We start from the raw sequence: 21,910 nt of genomic DNA on the forward strand, positions 1-21,910 counted from the left end.
GAGGACACTATGGCCCGTTTCGGAACGCAAAAACTCTACATTGATGGCGCTTACGTCGACGCTGGCAGCGATGCCACCTTCGAAGCCATCAACCCGGCTACCGGCGAAGTCCTCGCCCACGTGCAACGTGCCACCGAGGCTGACGTCGAGAAGGCCGTCGAAAGCGCCGAGCGTGGCCAGAAAGTCTGGGCCGCGATGACCGCCATGCAGCGTTCGCGCATCCTGCGCCGCGCCGTCGAGATCCTGCGCGAGCGCAACGACGAGCTGGCCATGCTGGAAACCCTGGACACCGGCAAGTCGTACTCGGAAACCCGCTACGTCGACATCGTCACCGGCGCCGACGTGCTGGAGTACTACGCTGGCCTGGTTCCGGCCATCGAAGGCGAGCAGATCCCGCTGCGTGAATCGTCCTTCGTCTACACCCGCCGCGAGCCGCTGGGCGTAACCGCCGGTATCGGCGCCTGGAACTACCCGATCCAGATCGCCCTGTGGAAATCCGCCCCGGCCCTGGCCGCCGGCAACGCGATGATCTTCAAGCCGTCGGAAGTCACCTCGCTGACCACCCTGAAACTGGCCGAGATCTACACCGAAGCCGGCCTGCCAAACGGCGTGTTCAACGTTCTGACCGGCAGCGGACGCGAAGTTGGCACCTGGCTGACCGAACACCCACGCATCGAAAAAGTCTCCTTCACCGGCGGCACCACCACCGGCAAGAAGGTCATGGCCAGCGCCTCGAGCTCGTCGCTCAAGGAAGTCACCATGGAACTGGGCGGCAAGTCGCCACTGATCATCTGCGCCGACGCCGACCTGGACAAGGCCGCCGACATCGCCATGATGGCCAACTTCTACAGCTCGGGCCAGGTGTGCACCAACGGCACCCGCGTGTTCATCCCGGCTGAAATGAAGGCTGCCTTCGAAGCCAAGATCGTCGAACGCGTTGCCCGCATCCGCGCTGGCAACCCGGAAGACGAAAACACCAACTTCGGCCCGCTGGTCAGCTTCCAGCACATGGAAAGCGTGCTCGGCTACATCGCCAAGGGCAAGGAAGAAGGTGCCCGCGTGCTGTGCGGCGGCGAGCGCCTGACCGCCGGTGATTTCGCCAAGGGCGCGTTCGTGGCCCCGACCGTGTTCACCGACTGCACCGACGACATGACCATCGTCAAGGAAGAGATCTTCGGCCCGGTGATGAGCATCCTCACCTACGAAACCGAAGAAGAAGTCATCCGTCGCGCCAACGACACCGAATACGGCCTGGCCGCCGGTGTGTGCACCAACGACATCACCCGCGCCCACCGCATCATCCACAAGCTGGAAGCCGGTATCTGCTGGATCAACGCCTGGGGCGAATCGCCGGCCGAAATGCCGGTCGGTGGTTACAAGCAGTCGGGTGTCGGCCGTGAGAACGGCGTCAGCTCGCTGGCTCAATACACTCGCATCAAGTCGGTCCAGGTCGAGCTGGGCGGCTACAACTCGGTCTTCTAAGGCCCTGTCCAGCCCCGCCCGTGCCGCTTGGCACGGGCGTTCCCGCTCCCTGATCACCGCCAACACGAGGGTACTTTCATGTCCCAAGAATTCGATTACATCATCGTCGGTGCCGGCTCTGCCGGTAACACCCTGGCGACCCGCCTGACCGAAGACGCCGGCGTCACCGTACTGCTGCTGGAGGCCGGTGGCCCGGACTACCGTTTCGACTTCCGCACCCAGATGCCGGCCGCCCTGGCCTTCCCGCTGCAGGGCCGCCGCTACAACTGGGCTTACGAAACCGACCCGGAGCCGTACATGGACGGCCGCCGCATGGAATGTGGTCGCGGCAAGGGCCTGGGCGGCTCGTCGCTGATCAACGGCATGTGCTACATCCGCGGTAACGCCATGGACTTCGACGGCTGGGCAGAACTGCCAGGCCTGGAAGACTGGACCTACCTGGACTGCCTGCCGTACTTCCGTAAAGCCGAAACCCGCGACATCGGCCCGAACGACTATCACGGCGGCGAAGGCCCGGTCAGCGTGACCACGCCAAAAGCGGGCAACAACCCGCTGTTCCACGCCATGGTCGAAGCCGGCGTGCAGGCCGGTTACCCGCGCACCGAAGACCTCAACGGCTACCAGCAGGAAGGCTTCGGTCCCATGGACCGTACCGTGACCAAGAACGGCCGCCGTTCCAGCACCGCCCGTGGCTACCTGGACCAGGCCAAGAAGCGCCCGAACCTGACCATCGTCACCCACGCCCTGACTGACCGCGTGCTGTTCGACGGCAAGCGCGCCATTGGCGTGACCTACCTGGTCGGCGACAGCGAAGAACGCGTTGAAGCCCGTGCCCGCAAGGAAGTCATCGTCAGCTCCGGCGCCATCGCTTCGCCGCAGCTGCTGCAGCGCTCCGGCGTCGGCCCGCGCGCGCTGCTGGAAAGCCTCGACATCCCGGTGGTGCACGACCTGCCGGGCGTTGGCGAAAACCTGCAGGACCACCTGGAACTGTACCTGCAGTACGCCTGCACCCAGCCGGTGTCGCTGTACCCGTCGCTGCTGTGGTGGAACCAGCCGGCCATCGGTGCCGAGTGGATGTTCAACGGCACCGGCATCGGCGCCAGCAACCAGTTCGAGGCCGGTGGTTTCATTCGTACCCGCCCTGAATTCAAGTGGCCGAACATTCAGTACCACTTCCTGCCGGTGGCCATTAACTACAACGGCTCCAACGGCGTGAAGGAACACGGTTTCCAGGCACACATGGGTTCCATGCGCTCGCCTGCCCGCGGCCGCATCCAGGCCAAATCGAAGGACCCGCGCCAACACCCGAGCATCCTGTTCAACTACATGTCCACCGAACAGGACTGGCAGGAATTCCGTGACGGCATACGCCTGACCCGCGAAATCATGGCCCAACCGGCACTGGACCCGTACCGTGGCCGTGAGATCAGCCCGGGCGAGCACGTGCAAACCGATGAAGAACTGGACAAGTTCATCCGCGAGCACGCCGAAACCGCCTTCCACCCGTCCTGCTCGTGCAAGATGGGCACCGACGACATGGCGGTGGTCGACGGCGAAGGCCGCGTGCATGGCATGAAAGGCCTGCGCGTGGTCGATGCGTCGATCATGCCGCTGATCATCACCGGCAACCTCAACGCCACCACGATCATGATCGCCGAGAAGATCTCGGACAAGATCCGTGGCCGCAAGCCGCTGCCGCGCAGCACTGCCAAGTACTACGTGGCGGGCGATGCACCGGTGAAGGGCAAGCCGATGCGTGAAGTGAAGCAGGCGTAAACCTGTACCGGCCTCTTCGCGGCTAAAGCCGCTCCCACAGGCTTTGCACAGGTCTGGAAACCGTGCAGCACCTGTGGGAGCGGGTTCACCCGCGAAAGGGCCCGCCCAGGCAACACCAGAAAAGGCACCCACCGCGGTGCCTTTTTTTCATCTGCAGAAACGCTTTACAGCCTGCCAATTCATCAGGTTAGAATCATTTGGCACGCGACCTGCTAGCGACATGCTATCAAGTCCCCTCCCCCCGCTGTCTCCGGAGTACCTGCCCTTGGATGCAAGCACCATCAACAGCCTGTTCCTGATCGGCGCATTGCTGGTGGGCGCAAGTATCCTGGTCAGCTCGCTGTCGTCACGCCTGGGCATCCCTATCCTGGTCATCATCCTCGCCGTCGGCATGGTCGCCGGGGTCGATGGTGGCGGCATCATCTTCAACAACTACCCGACCGCCTACCTGGTGGGCAACCTGGCCCTGGCCGTGATCCTGCTCGACGGCGGCCTGCGCACGCGGGTGGCGAGCTTCCGCGTGGCGCTGTGGCCGGCGCTGTCGCTGGCCACCATCGGGGTGATGATCACTACTGCCCTCACCGGCCTGGTCGCCGCCTGGCTGTTCAACCTGAGCCTGATCCAGGGCCTGCTGATCGGCGCCATTGTCGGCTCCACCGACGCCGCGGCGGTGTTCTCGCTGCTCGGCGGCAAAGGCCTGAACGAGCGGGTCACCGCCACCCTGGAGATCGAGTCGGGCAGCAACGACCCGATGGCGGTGTTCCTCACCGTCACCCTGATCGACATGATCGCCAGCGGTCAGACCGGCCTGCACTGGAGCCTGCTCACCCACCTGCTACGCGAGTTCGGCATCGGCGGGCTGCTGGGCCTGGGCGGCGGCTGGCTGATGCTGCAACTGGTCAACCGTATCAAGCTCGCTGGCGGCCTGTACCCCATTCTGGTGATCGCCGGCGGCCTGGTGGTGTTCTCGGCGACCAACGCCCTGCACGGCAGCGGCTTCCTTGCCGTGTACCTGTGCGGCCTGGTACTGGGCAACAAGCCGATCCGCAGCCGCCACGGCATCCTGCACATGCTCGACGGCATGGCCTGGCTGGCGCAGATCGGCATGTTCCTGGTGCTGGGATTGCTGGTCACGCCCCACGACCTGCTGCCCATAGCCCTGCCGGCGCTGGGCCTGGCGCTATGGATGATCCTGGTGGCACGCCCGCTGTCGGTGGTCGCCAGCCTGCTGCCGTTCAAGGCCTTCCACGGGCGTGAAAAGGCCTTCATTTCCTGGGTTGGCCTGCGCGGCGCGGTGCCGATCATCCTCGCGGTGTTCCCGCTGATGGCCGGCCTGCCGGACGCCCAGCTGTTCTTCAACCTGGCCTTCTTCATCGTGCTGGTGTCGCTGCTGGTGCAAGGCACCAGCCTGCCGTGGATGGCCAAGCTGCTGAAAGTGACGGTACCGCCAGACCCGGCGCCAATCTCCCGCTCCGCCCTGGAAGTGCACATCACCAGCGAGTGGGAACTGTTCGTCTACCGCCTGGGCGCCGAAAAATGGTGCATCGGCGCCGCGCTGCGCGAGTTGAAAATGCCCGAAGGCACGCGGATCGCCGCGCTGTTCCGGGGCGAGCAGTTGCTGCACCCCTCGGGCAGCACCGTGCTGGAAGTCGGTGACATGCTCTGCGTGATCGGCCACGAGCACAACCTGCCGGCCTTGGGCAAACTGTTCAGCCAGGCGCCACAACGCGGCCTGGACCTGCGCTTCTTCGGCGACTTCGTGCTCGAAGGCGATGCCGAACTGGGTGCAGTGGCAGCGTTGTACGGCCTGAAACTCGACGGCCTGGACGCGAAAATGCCGCTGGCCCAGTTCATCCGACAGAAGGTCGGAGGCGCTCCAGTAGTAGGTGACCAGGTCGAATGGCATGGCACGATCTGGACCGTGGCCACCATGGACGGGAACAAGATCCAGAAAGTAGGCGTCAGATTCCCCGAAGGAACGCGACCCGGACCAGGATTGTTCCTCTAAACTTCGCTTCTGCCGGATCCACAAGTAGTCTGCCTATGTCCCTGCGCGTGTACCTCCGCACAGCCCTGATCGGGCTGTGCCTGTCCCTCTCGTTCGCCGTTGGCGCGACCGAGCTTCCCACCACGACCAGCATCCAGAGCAGCCTGAACAAGATCTCCCAGCCCAAGGCTGCCGACGCCGACCCCAAGGCGGCGCAACAGACACCGGAACAGAAAGCCCAGCAACAGGTGCTGGAGCAGACCTTGGCGCTGCTGCTCAGCAAGGAAGACAGCGAGAAGAAACTTGAGGCACTCAAGCAGCAATTGGCTGGCGCGCCCAAGGAAACCACCGACAGCCAACGCGAACTGATCAAGCTCAAGGCCAGCAAGCCCCTGCCGGTGGCTCAGCGCTACGCCACCCTGACCGTGCCACAACTGGAGCAGATGCTCAGTGAACGCAGTACGCAACAGGGCGAACTGCAGAAGGCGCTGTCGGATGCCAACAGCCTGATCATCAATTCGCAGACCCGCCCGGAACGGGCCCAGGCAGAAATCAGCAACAACCAGACACGCACCCAGCAGATCAATTCCAGCCTCAAGAGTGGCAAGGACAACGGCAAGCCACTTAACAGCGACCAGCGCAACAAGCTCATTGCCGAACTGGCTTCACTCAATGCACTGACCCTGCTGCGCCGCCAGGAGCTGGCCGGCAATGGCCTGTTGCAGGACCTTGGCAATGCCCGTCATGACCTGCTCATCGAGCGCGCCGCGAGGCTGGAGCAGGAAATCCAGGACCTGCAATCGCTGATCAACGAGAAGCGCCTGGCCCAGTCGCAGCAAACTGTCACCCAGCAATCGATCGAAGCGCAGAAAGCCGGCGGTAGCAGCCTGCTGGCCAACGAAAGTGCTGCCAACCTGAAACTGTCCGACTATCTGCTCAGGAGCACGGACCGCCTCAACGAGTTGACCCAGCAGAACCTGCGCAGCAAGCAGCAGCTAGACAGCCTGACCCAGGCCGACCAGGCCCTCGACGAGCAGATCAGCGTACTCAAGGGCAGCCTGTTGCTGTCCAAGATCCTCTACAAGCAGAAACAGGCCCTGCCGCACCTGAAGGTCGACCGCGACCTGGCTGACCAGATCGCAGATATTCGTCTTTACCAGTTCGAAGTGAACCAGCAACGCGAGCAGATGAGCAGCCCGGCCGCCTATGTCGACAATCTGCTGGCTGGCCAGCCGCAGGAGCAGGTTACCCCGCAGCTGCGCAAGGCGCTGCTGGAGGTGATGATTACCCGCAGCGACCTGCTCGAACGCCTCAGCCGCGAGCTGTCTGCGCTGCTCAACGAGTCGATCACCCTGCAGCTCAACCAGAAGCAGTTGCTCGGCACCGCCCAGGGCTTGCGCACCACGCTGGAAGAGCAGATGTTCTGGATCCCCAGCAACAAGCCACTGGACTGGGAGTGGCTGACCCTGGTGCCGGCACGCTTCACTGATCAGGTAGCCAACCTGCCTTGGGGCTCGAGCCTCAAGGAGCTGGCGGATGGGCTGGGCCAGCGGCCGCTGTTGTTCCTGCCCTTGCTGCTGGTGATCGGCGCCCTGCTGTGGCGGCGCAAGTACCTGTACCAACGGCTGGGCAAGGTGCACCAGGACATTGGCCACTTCCGCCGTGACAGCCAGTGGCACACGCCCCAGGCGATCCTTATCAACATCCTGTTGGCGATGCCGGTCAGCCTGGGCCTGGCCCTGTGCAGCTACGCCCTGCAGATCGACGCCCGCGGGCAGAACGCCAACCTCGGTGCCGCCCTCTGGCAACTGGCCCAGGCCTGGCTGGTGTTCTACACCGCCTACCGCATCCTCGCCCCGGGTGGCGTGGCGGAAATCCACTTCCGCTGGCACAAGCCGCAGGTCGAGTTCCTGCGCGGCTGGGTACGCCGCCTGGGCTCCGTGGTGCTGGCACTGGTCGGCGTGGTGGCGGTAGCCGAGCATCAGCCTTCGGCGCTGGCCGATGATGTGCTGGGCATCGGCGTGGTGCTGGCCTGCTACGCACTGATGGCCTGGCTGCTAAGCCGCTTGCTGCTCAGCAGCCCGGCGCACCGCGATACCTCGCTGTTCCGCAGGGCCGTGGGCGTGGCCTTCACCGCCCTGCCCATCGCCCTGTTCGTAGCCGTGTGCTTCGGCTACTACTACACCGCGCTGAAACTTACCGACCGGCTGATCTACACCCTGTACCTGCTGCTGTTCTGGCTTGTGATCGAAGCCGCATTCGTGCGCGGACTGTCGGTGGCGGCGCGGCGACTCGCCTACCAGCGCGCACTGAGCAAGCGGGCGGCGGCCAAGGAAGGGCTGGACGGCGAAGTCATCACCGAAGAACCGACTCTGGACATCGAACAGGTCAACCAGCAGTCGCTGCGCCTGATCCGACTGGCCCTGCTCGGAGGCTTCATCGCCGGCCTGTACTGGGTGTGGTCGGACCTGATCTCGGTGTTCGCCTACCTGAACAATTTCACCTTGTACGAATACACCAGCGGCACCGGCGCCACCGCCAGCATGGTGCCGATCAGCCTGGGCGACTTCCTCGGCGCGCTGGTCATCATCGGTATCACGTTCGCGCTCGCACGCAACCTGCCCGGCCTGCTCGAAGTCCTGGTGCTGTCGCGGCTCAACCTGGCCCAGGGCAGTGCGTACGCCACCACCACCTTGCTGTCCTATGTCATCGTCGGGGTCGGCATCGTCAGCACCCTGTCCACCCTCGGGGTGAGCTGGGACAAGCTGCAGTGGCTGGTGGCCGCGCTGTCGGTGGGCCTGGGTTTCGGCATGCAGGAGATCTTCGCCAACTTCATCTCCGGCATCATGATCCTGTTCGAGCGCCCGGTACGGATCGGCGACACCATCACCATCGGCAACCTGTCCGGCACGGTGAGCAAGATCCGCATCCGCGCCACCACCATCACCGACTTCGACCGCAAGGACATCATCGTCCCCAACAAGACCTTCATCACCGGCCAGTTGATCAACTGGTCGCTGACCGACACGGTCACCCGGGTGACGCTGAAGCTGGGCATCGACTATGGCTCGGACCTGGACCTGGTGCGCGATCTGCTGCTCAAGGGTGCCCACGAAAACCCACGCGTGCTCAAGGACCCGGAGCCGATCGTGTACTTCCTCAACTTCGGCGAGAGTTCGCTGGACCACGAGCTGCGCATGCACGTGCGTGACCTGGGCGATCGCAACCCGACGCTGGATGAGATCAACCGCTACATCAACCGCGAGTTCAAGGCGCACAACATCAAGATCTCGGTACGCCAGGTCGAGGTATTCCTGATGGACCCGAAGGGCGGCAAACAGCAGCTGATTCCGGTGGAACAGCCGAAACCGGATGGCACTGCTTCGGCCTGAGTGGGCTCTAATACTTTATTCTGTGCAGAACCCCTGCGAGGGCTTTGCCCTCGTTCGCGGGCTCGCCCGCTCCCACAGGGCCACTGCTGCCCCTGAGAGCGGTGCAATCCCTGTGGGAGCGGGCAAGCCCGCGAAGGGCCGCAAAGCGGCCCCAGCCTATCAATTTCTGGAGCCGGCCCCGTGAAAGCCCTCGACCAACTCACCTTCGACAACCGCTTCGCCCGCCTCGGCGATGCGTTCTCCACCCAGGTCCTGCCCGAGCCCATCGCGGACCCGCGCCTGGTGGTAGCGAGCGAGTCGGCCATGGCGCTGCTCGATCTCGACCCAGCCCAGGCAGAGCTGCCGGTTTTCGCCGAACTGTTCAGCGGCCACAAGCTATGGGAAGAGGCCGACCCGCGGGCAATGGTCTATTCCGGCCATCAGTTCGGCTCCTACAACCCACGCCTGGGTGATGGCCGCGGGCTGCTGCTGGCCGAAGTGCTGAATGACCAGGGCGAGCACTGGGACCTGCACCTCAAGGGTGCCGGCCAGACGCCCTATTCGCGCATGGGCGACGGCCGCGCCGTGCTGCGCTCGTCGATCCGCGAGTTTCTCGCCTCCGAGGCCCTGCACGCCCTGGGCATTCCCAGCAGCCGGGCGCTGTGTGTGATCGGCTCGAGCACCCCGGTGTGGCGCGAAACCCGCGAAAGCGCGGCCATGCTCACCCGCCTGGCGCAGAGCCATGTGCGTTTCGGGCATTTCGAATACTTCTACTACACCAGGCAGCCGGAACAGCAACGCGTGCTGATCGACCACGTGCTGGAGCAGCACTACCCCGAATGCCGCGATGCCGAGCAGCCTTATCTGGCCATGTTCCGCACCATCGTCGAGCGCAATGCCGAACTGATCGCCCTGTGGCAGGCCTATGGCTTCTGCCATGGGGTGATGAATACCGACAACATGTCGATCCTCGGTATCACCTTCGATTTCGGCCCATACGCCTTCCTCGACGATTTCGACGCCAACTTCATCTGCAACCACTCCGACGACCGTGGTCGCTACAGCTACGCCAACCAGGTACCGATCGCCCACTGGAACCTCAGTGCGCTGGCCCAGGCGCTGACCACGGTGATCGAAGTCGAACCGCTCAAGGAGGCGCTGGGCCTGTTCCTGCCGCTGTACCAGGCACACTACCTGGACCTGATGCGCCGGCGCCTGGGCCTGACCACCGCAGAAGAGGACGACATGGCGCTGGTAGAACGCCTGCTGCAGCGCATGCAGAGCGGTGGTGTGGACTACAACCTGTTCTTCCGCAAGCTGGGTGATCAGCCCGTCACCGAGGCGCTGAAGGTGGTGCGCGACGACTTCATCGACCTGGCCGGTTTCGATGCCTGGGGGGCGGACTACCTGGCCCGCTGCGAGCGCGAAGCGGACAATGCCGAAGGGCGCCGTGAGCGCATGCATGCGGTGAACCCGCTGTACGTGCTGCGCAACTACCTCGCGCAGAAAGCCATCGAAGCGGCCGAAGCGGGGGATTACAGTGAAGTGCGACGGCTGCATGAAGTGCTGAGCCGCCCGTTCGAGGAGCAGGCCGGGATGCAGGACTATGCCGAGCGACCGCCGGAATGGGGCAAGCACCTGGAAATCAGCTGCTCCTCCTGACCAACTCCGAACCCTGTGGGAGCTGGCTTGCCGGCGATAGGGCCCGAACAAACAACACAAGGAATTGATATGTCCGAACCACTGGTAATCCCCTGCCCCCACTGCAACGGCCTCAACCGCCTGCCTGCCGAGCGCCTGGGCGACGCGCCGAAATGCGGCCGCTGCAAACAGGACGTGTTGCTGAGCACCCCTTTCGAACTCACCGAAGCCAGCTACGCCAGCCAGATCAAAGGCGACCTGCCACTGCTGGTCGACATCTGGGCCGACTGGTGCGGCCCATGCAAGTCCTTCGCCCCCACATTCGAACAGGCCGCCCGCCAACTGGCCGGCCGCTGCCGCCTGGCCAAGCTCGACAGCGAAGCCAACCGCAACCTGGCCGGGCAACTGGGCATCCGCTCGATCCCCAGCCTGCTGCTGTTCAAGCATGGCCGTGAAGTCAGCCGTCAAGCCGGGGCGTTTCCACTCCAGTCGTTGATGGAGTGGTTGCGTAGCCAGGGGGTCTAAGCGTTCTCCTCGAGCAGCGAGTGCAACTCGACAAACTGCTGGGTCAGCTTGTGCCTGGGCTCCAGGTGAATCAGCGGCAGGCTGGCATGGTGCGACTCACGCATCTTCACCGAGCTGCCCAGGTACACCGGTAGCACCGGAAGCCCTTCGGCCAGCAGCTCGTCGAGCATCTGCTGTGGCAGGCTGGCACGGGACTGGAACTGGTTGACCACGATGCCTTCGACCACCAGATCTTCGTTGTGGTCTTCCTTGAGTTCTTCGATCTCGGCCAGCAGGCCATACAGGGCCTGGCGCGAGAAGCTGTCGCAGTCGAAGGGAATCAGCACGCGATCGGCGGCGATCAGCGCAGACACCGCATAGAAGTTCAGCGCTGGCGGGGTATCGATGTAAATGCGCTCGTAGTCCTCGTCCAGTTCGTCGAGCAACTTGCGCAGTTTGTTGATCTTGTGCTTCGCCTCAAGCTTCGGCTGCAGGTCGGCCAGCTCGGCCGTGGCGGTGACCACGTGCAGGTTGTCGAACGGGGTTTCGTAGATATCGACCTGGTTCTTCTTGCTGAACGGCCCGCTGGACAGGCTTTGCTTGAAGAAGTCGGCGATGCCCATGGGGATATCGTCGCCGGTCAGGCCTGTCAGGTACTGGGTCGAGTTGGCCTGGGCATCCAGGTCGATCAGCAGGGTCCGATAACCTTCGCTGGCGCTCACCGCCGCCAGGTTGCAAGCGATGCTCGACTTGCCCACACCACCTTTCTGATTGAACACCACGCGCCGCATGATTGACCTCCGTGTATCAACGAATGCCCGAGTATGTGGCGCCGCTGCGGCAATGGCCAGTGCCATTTGACCCGCATTACCCTTGGCCGACCACCTGCCCCGTCAATAGCTCGGCGAATGCCTTGGCCATCGCCGAAGCCCCACGCTCGCGCTGCACCAGCCATACCGCCGACATCGCCCCTTCATCCAGCAAAGTTCGGTACACCACGCCTTCGATACGCATGCGCTGGAACGACGCCGGCAGCACCGATACCCCAAGCCCCGCCGACACCAGGCCGATGATGGTCATCGCCTCCCCCGCCTCCTGGGCAAAATGCGGGCTGAAGCCCGCCTGCCGTGCCAGGCTCAGCAATTGCGCATGCAACCCGCTGCCATAGCTACGCGGGAAGAACACGAACGGCTCATTGGCCAGGGAGGCCATGTGCACGCCATGTTCCGTGCCTTCGGCCAATGGATGTGAGGCATTGATCACCGCTACCAGCGGCTCGCGAAACAGTTCAGTGGCCACCAGCCCTTCCGGCAGCGGCATCGGCCGCATCAGCCCCACTTCGATGGACTCGTCGAATACTCCTTCCGCAACATCGCGGCTGCTCATTTCCTTGAGGTTCAGGTGCACCGCCGGGAAGCGCTGGCGGAAGGCATGGATGGCCTTGGGGATCTTCGAGGTGAACGGTGCCGACGAGGTAAAGCCGATCTTCATCTCCCCCAGTTCACCCAACTGCGCACGCCGGGCCACATCGGCGGCCTTCTCCACCTGTGCCAGCACCTGGCGGGCTTCCTCGAGGAACAGCCGCCCCGCCTCGCTCAGCTCGACCCGACGGTTGGTACGCTCGAACAACCGGGCCCCCAGTTCCTGCTCCAGCGCCTGGATCTGTTGGCTCAAGGGTGGTTGCGAAATGCCCAGTTGCTGGGCGGCGCGGCCAAAGTGCAGCTCCTCGGCAACGGCGATGAAGTAACGCAGATGGCGCAGTTCCATGATCGGCTCCGAACAGGTCGTTAAACATCTTAAATAGGTCGAACAATATATTGGATCTAATCATTAGCCAGCTATATGCTTTTTTCATTGCGCCAGAGGTACCCGCCCGTGAAAACTGCTGTAGCTCCCCTTCCCGCCGCGCCAGAACCTGCCCCGCTGAACGAAATGTGGATCGAAAAAGGCACCCCCGCCTTCATGAAGACCGTGCTGGCCCTGTTCAGCGGCGGCTTCGCCACCTTCGCCCTGCTGTACTGCGTGCAGCCGATGATGCCGTTGCTGTCGAAGGAATTTGCCATCAATGCGGCGCAGAGCAGCCTGGTGCTGTCGGTCTCCACAGCCATGCTGGCGTTCGGCCTGCTGATCACCGGCCCCATCTCCGACCGTATCGGGCGCAAGCCGGTGATGGTGTTTGCCCTGGTCTGCGCCGCCCTCTCCACCCTGGCCAGCGCGATAATGCCGAGCTGGGAGCTGGTACTGGCCACCCGCGCCCTGGTCGGCCTGTCGCTGAGCGGCCTGGCTGCGGTGGCCATGACCTACCTGAGCGAAGAAATTCATCCGCAGCACATCGGCCTGGCCATGGGCCTGTACATCGGCGGCAACGCCATTGGCGGCATGAGCGGGCGCCTGATCACCGGCGTGCTGATCGACTTCGTCAGCTGGCACACGGCGATGCTGACCATCGGCGGCCTGGCCCTGGTGGCGGCGCTGGTGTTCTGGAAGGTGCTGCCCGAATCGCGCAACTTCCGCCCGCAGGCGATGAACCCACGCAGCCTGCTGGATGGCTTCGTCATGCACTTCAGGGACGCCGGCCTGCCCTGGCTGTTCCTCGAAGCCTTCCTGCTGATGGGTGCCTTCGTCACCCTGTTCAACTACATCGGCTACCGCCTGCTGGCCGAGCCCTACTACATGAACCAGGCACTGGTCGGCTTGCTGTCGGTGGTGTACCTGTCGGGCATCTACAGTTCGGCGCAGGTCGGCGCACTGGCCGACAAGCTGGGCCGGCGCAAGGTGTTCTGGGCCAGTATCGTGGTGATGGCGGGTGGCTTGCTGATGACCCTGGCCAGCCCGCTGGTGATGGTGATCGTCGGTATGCTGGTGTTCACCTTTGGCTTCTTCGGCGCGCACTCGGTGGCCAGCAGCTGGATCGGCCGCAGGGCTTTGAAGGCCAAGGGGCAGGCGTCGTCGTTGTACCTGTTCAGCTATTACGCCGGGTCGAGTGTGGCCGGTACGGCGGGCGGGGTGTTCTGGCACCAGTGGGGCTGGAACGGCATCGGGCTGTTCATTGGCGGCTTGCTGGTGGTGGCGTTGCTGGTGGCGCTGCACCTGAGCAGGTTGCCACCGAAAACTGCTTGAGGCCCATTCGCGGGTAAACCCGCTCCCACAGGGACCGCGCTACAGCTGAGGGCAACGCTATACCTGTGGGAGCGGGTTCACCCGCGAAGAGGCCAGTGGCTCAGTTGATGATCTCGACCCTATCCACATCCACTTCCCGGCTCATCAGGTGCTTCTCCACCTCACCGGTCAGTTTGACCTTGGTCTTGTCGTTGAACGGCGTCGGCGGCAGGTCTTCATCATCGATTTCCACGGTGATGGTGCCGGTGTTGTCCTTGAACTCGTACTTGTCGTCGTTGTTGATCTTCTTGGTCACGAAGCCTTGCAACACAACCGGGGTGTCATCGGCAGCATCGTTGGCCGCAGCTACGGTGGTGACCGACTGGGCACCTGGGCCGGTATACCCGGCAGCCAGGGCCGCAGTGCTGAACAAGGGGGCGAGGATCAATGCAAGATAACGTGCTTTCATGAGGATCAGGTCCTGTTTCGGTTTCGATGGGACCAGATTAACGACGATCGCTGAATTAAAACTTAATGCAACAAAAAGCCCGGCACATGGCCGGGCTTTCGTGTTCAGCGATCAATTCACTGATGGTACTGCGCCGACAATTCATGCACGGCGTTGATGAACACGCCGGCGTGCTCCGGGTCGACTTCCGGGGTGATGCCGTGGCCCAGGTTGAACACATGGCCTGTGCCGTGGCCATAGCTGGCCAGGATGCGCGCCACTTCCTTGCGGATGGCCTCGGGCTTGGCGTACAGCACGGTCGGGTCCATGTTGCCCTGCAACGCCACCTTGTCACCCACGCGGCGGCGGGCATCGCCGATCTCGCAGGTCCAGTCCAGGCCCAGCGCGTCGGCACCGGCTTCGGCGATGCTTTCCAGCCACAGGCCGCCGTTCTTGGTGAACAGGATCACCGGCACCTTGCGCCCTTCGTGCTCGCGGATCAGGCCACTGACGATCTTGCGCATGTAGGCCAGGGAGAACTCCTGGTAGGCCGCAGCCGACAGGTTGCCGCCCCAGGTGTCGAAAATCTGTACGGCCTGGGCGCCAGCGAGGATCTGGCCGTTGAGGTAGCTGGTGACCGACTGGGCCAGCTTGTCCAGCAGCAGGTGCAGGGCCTGCGGGTTGTCGTAGGCCATGGCCTTGGTCTTGCGAAAGTCCTTCGACGAGCCGCCTTCGACCATGTAAGTGGCCAGGGTCCACGGGCTGCCGGAGAAGCCGATCAGCGGCACACGACCGTTGAGCTCGCGGCGGATGGTGCTGACCGCGTCCATCACGTAGCCAAGGTCTTTCTGCGGGTCGGGGATTGGCAGCGCTTCGATGTCGGCCGGGGTGCTGATGACCTTCTTGAAACGCGGGCCTTCGCCGCTTTCGAAATACAGGCCCTGGCCCATGGCATCGGGGATGGTGAGGATGTCCGAGAACAGGATCGCCGCGTCCAGCGGGTAGCGGTCCAGCGGCTGCAGGGTGACCTCGCAGGCGAACTGCGGGTTCATGCACAGGCTCATGAAGTCGCCGGCCTTGGCGCGGCTGGCGCGGTACTCCGGCAGGTAGCGGCCGGCCTGGCGCATCATCCACACCGGGGTGACGTCTACGGGTTGCTTGAGCAGTGCACGCAGGAAACGATCGTTCTTCAGGGCAGTCATGTCGGCATCCGGAAAAATAGTGCGGGCATTTTCTCAGACGCCAGCGCAAAAGGCACGGTCAAGGCCATGCGTTTTGTCTATTGGATGCCATGGATCAAGGATTTTTGTATACAAAAATGCCGTTGGGGCTTCTTTGCAGCCCATCGCGACGCAAGGCCGCTCCCACATGAGGAATGCATTTCCCCTGTGGGAGCGGCCTTGTGTCGTGAAAGGGCAGCGAAGCGGCCCCGGCAATCAATCAGACTTCCAGGTAGTCCAGGATACCTTCAGCAGCAGTACGCCCTTCGAAGATAGCCGTCACCACCAGGTCCGACCCGCGCACCATGTCGCCACCGGCAAACACTTTCGGGTTGCTGGTCTGGTGCTTGAACTTGCCCTTCTCCGGTGCCACCACGCGGCCCTGGCTGTCCAGCTGGATGCCATGCTGCTCGAACCACGGCGCCGGGCTTGGGCGGAAGCCGAAGGCGATGACCACGGCATCAGCCGGCAGGATCTCTTCGGACCCCGGGATCGGCTCGGGGCTGCGGCGGCCACGGGCATCCGGTTCGCCGAGACGGGTCTCGACCACCTTCACGCCTTCAACCTTGTCCTCGCCGACAATGGCGATAGGCTGACGGTTGTAGAGGAACTTCACGCCCTCTTCCTTGGCGTTCTTCACCTCACGACGCGAACCCGGCATGTTGGCCTCGTCACGGCGATAGGCGCAGGTTACCGACTTGGCGCCCTGGCGGATCGAGGTGCGGTTGCAGTCCATTGCGGTGTCACCACCGCCCAGCACCACCACCTTCTTGCCCTGCATGTCGACGAAGTCTTCCGGCGACTTCTCGAAGCCCAGGTTACGGTTGACGTTGGCGATCAGGAAGTCCAGCGCGTCATGCACGCCCGGCAGGTCCTCGCCCGGGAAGCCGCCCTTCATGTAGGTGTAGGTACCCATGCCCATGAACACCGCGTCGTACTCGGCGAGCAGTTGCTCCATGGTCACGTCCTTGCCCACCTCGGTGTTCAGACGGAACTCGATGCCCATGCCGGTGAACACTTCACGGCGGTTGCTGAGCACGGTCTTTTCCAGCTTGAATTCGGGAATGCCGAAGGTCAGCAGGCCGCCGATTTCCGGGTTGCGGTCGAACACCACCGGGGTCACGCCGGCACGTACCAGCACGTCGGCACAGCCCAGGCCGGCCGGGCCGGCGCCGATGATGGCAACTCGCTTGCCGGTTGGCTTGACCTTGGACATGTCCGGGCGCCAGCCCATGGCGAAGGCGGTGTCGGTGATGTACTTCTCCACCGAGCCGATGGTCACCGCACCGAAGCCGTCGTTCAGGGTGCAGGCACCCTCGCACAGGCGGTCCTGCGGGCATACGCGGCCACACACTTCCGGCAGGGTGTTGGTCTGGTGCGACAGTTCCGCCGCAGCAAGGATGTTGCCTTCGGAGACCAGCTTCAGCCAGTTGGGGATGAAGTTGTGTACCGGGCACTTCCATTCGCAATACGGGTTACCGCAGCCCAGGCAGCGGTGTGCCTGCTCCACGGACTGCTGCGGCTTGAACGGCTCGTAGATTTCCACGAACTCCTTCTTGCGCTGGCGCAGCAGCTTTTTCTTCGGGTCCTTGCGGCCCACTTCGATGAACTGGAAGTCGTTGTTCAGACGTTCAGCCATTTTTCAAAACCTCTTTACCGCAGTTGCCAGCCTCAGGCTGCAAGCTGCAAGACGATCACTTGAGCACGACGGGCCCCGCGTACGGGGCCGCCACTTGCAGCTGTTGTTACTGCGGGTTGGCACGGGTGCTGGACAGCAGTTGCTTCAGGTTGGCTGCCTTCGGCTTGACCAGCCAGAAGCGCCGCACGTAGTCGTCCAGGTTCTCCGAGAGCTCACGCCCCCACTCGCTGCCGGTCTCTTCCACGTACTCGGCAAGGACCCGCGCCAGGTGGCTGCGGTAGGCCTCCATCGCTTCACCACTGATGCGCTGGATTTCCACCAGCTCATGGTTGAGTTTGTCGACGAAGGTATTGTCCATGTCGAGCACGTAGGCGAAGCCGCCAGTCATGCCAGAACCGAAGTTGTAACCGGTCTTGCCCAGCACGCAGACAAAGCCGCCGGTCATGTATTCACAGCAGTGATCGCCAGTGCCCTCGACAACAGCGTGGGCGCCGGAGTTACGTACAGCGAAGCGCTCACCAGCAGTACCGGCGGCGAACAACTTGCCGCCGGTGGCGCCGTACAGGCAGGTATTGCCGACGATGGCGCTGTGCTGGGTTTCGAACGGGCTGCCGGCTGGCGGCACGATGGTGACCTTGCCACCGGTCATGCCCTTGCCGACGTAGTCGTTGGCGTCGCCTTCCAGGTGCAGGTTCAGGCCACCGGCGTTCCACACGCCGAAGCTCTGGCCCGCAGTGCCCTTGAAGCGGAAGGTGATCGGCGCCGCAGCCATACCCTGGTTGCCGTGCAAGCGGGCGATTTCGCCCGATACACGCGCACCGATGGAACGGTCGCAGTTGCAGATATCGAGGCTGAACTCGCCACCGGCCTGGTCGCGGATGGCCGGCATGGCCATTTCCACCATCTTCTCGGCCAGCTCGCCCTGGTCGAACGGCGGATTCTTGTCGACTTCGCAGAACTGCGGCTTGTCAACCGGGATGTGCGAGCTGCCCAGCAGCGGCGAAAGGTCCAGGTACTGCTGACGCTCGGTGTCGCCCGGCAGAACGTCGAGCAGGTCGGTACGGCCGATCAGCTCGCCGAGGCTGCGCACGCCCAGCTTGGCCAGCCACTCACGGGTTTCTTCGGCGACGAAGGTGAAGAAGTTGATCACCATGTCGACGGTGCCGATGTAGTGGTCCTTGCGCAGCTTGTCGTTCTGGGTGGCCACGCCGGTGGCGCAGTTGTTCAGGTGGCAGATGCGCAGGTACTTGCAGCCCAGGGCGATCATTGGCGCGGTACCGAAGCCGAAGCTTTCGGCGCCGAGGATGGCCGCCTTGATCACGTCCAGGCCAGTCTTCAGGCCGCCGTCGGTCTGTACCCGTACCTTGCCGCGCAGGTCGTTGCCGCGCAGGGTCTGGTGGGTCTCGGCCAGGCCCAGTTCCCACGGGGCGCCGGCGTATTTGATCGAGGTCAGCGGCGAAGCACCGGTACCACCGTCGTAGCCCGAGATGGTGATCAGGTCGGCATAGGCCTTGGCCACACCGGCAGCGATGGTGCCGACGCCAGCTTCTGCCACCAGCTTGACCGAAACCAGGGCCTGCGGGTTGACCTGCTTGAGGTCGTAGATCAGCTGGGCCAGGTCTTCGATCGAGTAGATGTCGTGGTGCGGCGGTGGCGAGATCAGGGTCACGCCCGGTACCGCGTAGCGCAGCCTGGCGATCAGGCCGTTGACCTTGCCGCCTGGCAGCTGGCCGCCTTCACCGGGCTTGGCGCCCTGGGCAACCTTGATCTGCAGCACTTCGGCGTTGACCAGGTATTCCGGGGTCACGCCAAAGCGGCCGGTGGCCACCTGCTTGATCTTCGAGCTCTTGATGGTGCCGTAGCGCGATGGGTCTTCACCGCCCTCACCAGAGTTGGAACGCGCGCCCAGGCGGTTCATCGCCTCGGCCAGCGCTTCGTGGGCCTCTGGCGACAGTGCGCCCAGCGAGATACCCGCGGAGTCGAAGCGCTTGAGGATCGCCTCCAGCGGCTCGATCTGCTCCAGCGGCAGCGGCTGGTCGGCCACCTTTACCTTCAGCAGGTCGCGGATCATCGACACCGGGCGCTGGTCGACCAGCGTGGTGTATTCCTTGAACTTGGCGTAGTCGCCCTGCTGCACGGCAGCCTGCAGGGTGTTGACCACATCAGGGTTGTAGGCATGGTATTCGCCACCGTGAACGAACTTCAGCAGGCCGCCTTGCTGGATCGGCTTGCGCGCGCTCCAGGCTTCGGCTGCCAGCAGCTTCTGGTCGCTTTCCAGGTCTGCGAAGCGCGCACCCTTGATGCGGCTGGAAACGCCCTTGAAGCTCAGACCGACCACTTCCTCGGCCAGGCCGATGGCTTCGAACAGCTGCGCGCCACGGTACGAGGCGATGGTGGAGATACCCATCTTCGACAGGATCTTCAGCAGGCCCTTGGAGATGCCCTTGCGGTAGTACTTGAAGACTTCGTCCAGGTCGCCCAGCACTTCGCCGGTGCGAATCAGGTCGGCCAGCACTTCATAGGCCAGGTACGGGTAAACGGCCGAAGCACCGAAGCCCAGCAGCACGGCGAAGTGGTGCGGGTCGCGAGCGGTGGCGGTTTCCACCAGGATGTTGCTGTCGCAACGCAGGCCCTGCTCGGTCAGGCGGTGGTGCACCGCACCCACGGCCAGCGAGGCGTGCACCGGCAGCTTGCCCGGGGCAATGTAGCGGTCGCTCAGCACCAGCTGGGTCTTGCCGGCGCGCACGGCCTCTTCAGCCTGGTCGGCGATGTTGCGGATGGCCGCTTCGAGGCCAACGCTCTCTTCATAGTTGAGGTCGATCAGCTGGCGGTCGAAGCCTTCGCGCTCCAGGTTCATCAGCGAACGCCACTTGGCGGGCGAGATGACCGGCGAGCTGAGGATTACCCGCGAAGCGTGCTCCGGGGATTCCTGGAAGATGTTGCGCTCGGCACCCAGGCAGATTTCCAGGGACATGACGATCGCTTCGCGCAGCGGGTCGATCGGCGGGTTGGTCACCTGGGCGAACTGCTGGCGGAAGAAGTCGTACGGCGAACGCACGCGCTGCGACAGCACGGCCATCGGCGTGTCGTCACCCATCGAGCCGACCGCCTCCTGGCCTTGCTCACCGAGCGGGCGCAGCACCTGGTCACGCTCTTCGAAGGTGACCTGGAACATCTTCATGTATTGCTTGAGCTGGTCAGCGTCGTAGCTGGCCACGCCCTGGTCGTCGGTCAGGGTCGCCTGGATGCGCGTGGCGTGCTGACGCAGCCAGCGCTTGTACGGGTGGCGCGACTTCAGACGGTTGTCGATGGCGTCGGTGTCGAGGATCTGGCCGGTTTCGGTGTCCACGGCGAAGATCTGGCCCGGGCCGACGCGGCCCTTGGCGATGACGTCTTCGGGCTTGTAGTCCCATACGCCGATTTCCGACGCCAGGGTGATGTAGCCGTTCTTGGTGGTCACCCAGCGCGCCGGGCGCAGGCCGTTACGGTCGAGCAGGCACACCGCGTGGCGGCCTTCGGTCATGACGATGCCGGCCGGGCCATCCCACGGCTCCATGTGCATGGAGTTGTATTCGTAGAAGGCGCGCAGGTCGGCGTCCATGGTCTCGACGTTCTGCCAGGCTGGCGGTACCAGCATGCGCACGCCACGGAACAGGTCGATGCCGCCGGTGACCATCAGCTCCAGCATGTTGTCCATGCTCGAGGAGTCGGAACCGACGCGGTTGACCAGCGGGCCGAGCTCTTCGAGGTCGGGGATCAGGTCATTGGCGAACTTGGTGCGACGGGCCATGGCCCAGTTGCGGTTGCCGGTGATGGTGTTGATCTCGCCGTTGTGGGCGAGGAAGCGGAACGGCTGCGCCAGCGGCCATTTCGGCAAGGTGTTGGTGGAGAAGCGCTGGTGGAACACGCAGATCGCGGTTTGCAGGCGCTCGTCACCCAGGTCCGGGTAGAAGGCCGCGAGATCGCGCGGCATCATCAGGCCTTTGTAGATGATGGTCTTGTGCGAGAAGCTGCAGATGTAGTGGTCGGCGTCGTGGGCGTTGGCCACGGACGAACGGCGACGGGCACTGAACAGCTTGATGGCGAATTCCTGATCGCTCAGGCCTTCACCGCCGATGAACACCTGCTCGATCTGCGGCAGGCGCTCCAGGGCCAGGCGGCCAAGCACGCTGGTGTCGATCGGCACCTTGCGCCAGCCGACCAGCTTCAGGCCGGCAGCGAGGATTTCGCGGTCCATGTTGGCGCGAGCGGCTTCGGCTTTGACCGGGTCCTGGTTGAAGAACACCATGCCGACGGCGTACTGCTTGGGCAGCTCGACGGCGAAGTGCTCCTGGGCCACGGCACGCAGGAACTGATCGGGCTTCTGCATGAGCAGACCGCAACCGTCACCGGTCTTGCCGTCGGCGTTGATGCCGCCGCGGTGGGTCATGCAAGTCAGGGCCTGCATGGCGGTTTGCAGAAGGTGGTGGCTCGGTTCGCCCGTCATATGGGCGATCAGACCAAAACCACAGTTGTCCTTGAATTCTTCGGGATGGTACAGACCTGTTTTCATAGACACATTCTCACCAGGTTCACCTCTCAACGGAGGTAAATCTCTTTTTTAACAACCACTTACCATCCACGCCGATCAAACGCCAGCTTTTTTGCGGTGGCCATGGAAAACCATTGTTGCACAGCGACAGCGATGCTCACAAATTTTCATGTCTCACCATTGAAAATTTATGTCGCAATTTTGAATGTTTT

General features: G+C 63.5%; 13 protein-coding genes. 7 read left to right on the plus strand and 6 right to left on the minus strand.

The window, feature by feature from the left end:
* Positions 1-9: 9 nt before the first annotated feature.
* The 6 genes from betB (at position 10) to trxC (ending at position 10,782) form a co-directional block, all read left to right on the plus strand.
* A complete protein-coding gene (gene betB, locus A4C63_RS06880; RefSeq protein ID WP_025340943.1) occupies positions 10-1,482 on the plus strand; it encodes a betaine-aldehyde dehydrogenase in 1,473 nt (490 codons plus the stop codon).
* A 78-nt stretch (positions 1,483-1,560) separates the two neighbouring features.
* Positions 1,561-3,258 (plus strand): choline dehydrogenase, encoded by a 1,698-nt coding sequence (betA, locus tag A4C63_RS06885; protein ID WP_063912044.1) that lies wholly within the window; start codon positions 1,561-1,563, stop codon positions 3,256-3,258.
* Positions 3,259-3,523: 265 nt separating this feature from the next.
* A complete protein-coding gene (locus tag A4C63_RS06890; RefSeq protein WP_063912045.1) occupies positions 3,524-5,266 on the plus strand; it encodes a potassium/proton antiporter in 1,743 nt (580 codons plus the stop codon).
* Positions 5,267-5,301: 35 nt separating this feature from the next.
* Entirely contained in the window at positions 5,302-8,637 is a 3,336-nt protein-coding gene (gene mscK, locus A4C63_RS06895; RefSeq protein ID WP_063912046.1) for a mechanosensitive channel MscK, read from the plus strand.
* Positions 8,638-8,817: 180 nt separating this feature from the next.
* On the plus strand, positions 8,818-10,278 hold the full coding sequence (selO, locus tag A4C63_RS06900; RefSeq protein WP_063912047.1) for a protein adenylyltransferase SelO: 1,461 nt from the start codon (positions 8,818-8,820) through the stop codon (positions 10,276-10,278).
* A gap of 69 nt (positions 10,279-10,347) precedes the next feature.
* Positions 10,348-10,782 carry a thioredoxin TrxC gene (gene trxC, locus A4C63_RS06905; RefSeq protein ID WP_063912048.1) on the plus strand — a complete coding sequence of 145 codons (435 nt, stop codon included), beginning with the start codon at positions 10,348-10,350 and terminating at the stop codon, positions 10,780-10,782.
* Here trxC and A4C63_RS06910 read toward each other — a convergent pair.
* Positions 10,779-11,552 (minus strand): ParA family protein, encoded by a 774-nt coding sequence (locus A4C63_RS06910; protein ID WP_025340949.1) that lies wholly within the window; start codon positions 11,550-11,552, stop codon positions 10,779-10,781. The genes trxC and A4C63_RS06910 overlap by 4 nt on opposite strands.
* Positions 11,553-11,628: 76 nt before the next feature.
* The gene (locus tag A4C63_RS06915; protein ID WP_063912049.1) at positions 11,629-12,528 is read right to left on the minus strand and encodes a LysR family transcriptional regulator; all 900 of its coding nucleotides are present in this window, start codon (positions 12,526-12,528) and stop codon (positions 11,629-11,631) included.
* A gap of 165 nt (positions 12,529-12,693) precedes the next feature.
* Between A4C63_RS06915 and A4C63_RS06920 the strand changes: the two genes are divergently transcribed.
* Positions 12,694-13,881 (plus strand): MFS transporter, encoded by a 1,188-nt coding sequence (locus A4C63_RS06920; protein WP_371106038.1) that lies wholly within the window; start codon positions 12,694-12,696, stop codon positions 13,879-13,881.
* Between the two features lie 100 nt (positions 13,882-13,981).
* Here A4C63_RS06920 and A4C63_RS06925 read toward each other — a convergent pair whose 3' ends face one another.
* The 4 genes from A4C63_RS06925 to gltB form a co-directional block, all read right to left on the minus strand.
* On the minus strand, positions 13,982-14,329 hold the full coding sequence (locus A4C63_RS06925) for a YgiW/YdeI family stress tolerance OB fold protein (RefSeq protein WP_063912051.1): 348 nt from the start codon (positions 14,327-14,329) through the stop codon (positions 13,982-13,984).
* 116 nt (positions 14,330-14,445) lie between these two features.
* Positions 14,446-15,510 (minus strand): uroporphyrinogen decarboxylase, encoded by a 1,065-nt coding sequence (hemE, locus tag A4C63_RS06930; protein WP_063912052.1) that lies wholly within the window; start codon positions 15,508-15,510, stop codon positions 14,446-14,448.
* 238 nt (positions 15,511-15,748) lie between these two features.
* Positions 15,749-17,167, minus strand: coding sequence for an FAD-dependent oxidoreductase (locus tag A4C63_RS06935; RefSeq protein WP_013974599.1), 1,419 nt, complete (start codon positions 17,165-17,167; stop codon positions 15,749-15,751).
* Positions 17,168-17,273: 106 nt separating this feature from the next.
* On the minus strand, positions 17,274-21,719 hold the full coding sequence (gltB, locus tag A4C63_RS06940) for a glutamate synthase large subunit (RefSeq protein ID WP_063912053.1): 4,446 nt from the start codon (positions 21,717-21,719) through the stop codon (positions 17,274-17,276).
* Positions 21,720-21,910 lie beyond the last annotated feature (191 nt).

Origin of the sequence: Pseudomonas sp. p21 (genome assembly GCF_001642705.1) — a bacterium.
Taxonomy (GTDB): Bacteria; Pseudomonadota; Gammaproteobacteria; order Pseudomonadales; family Pseudomonadaceae; genus Aquipseudomonas.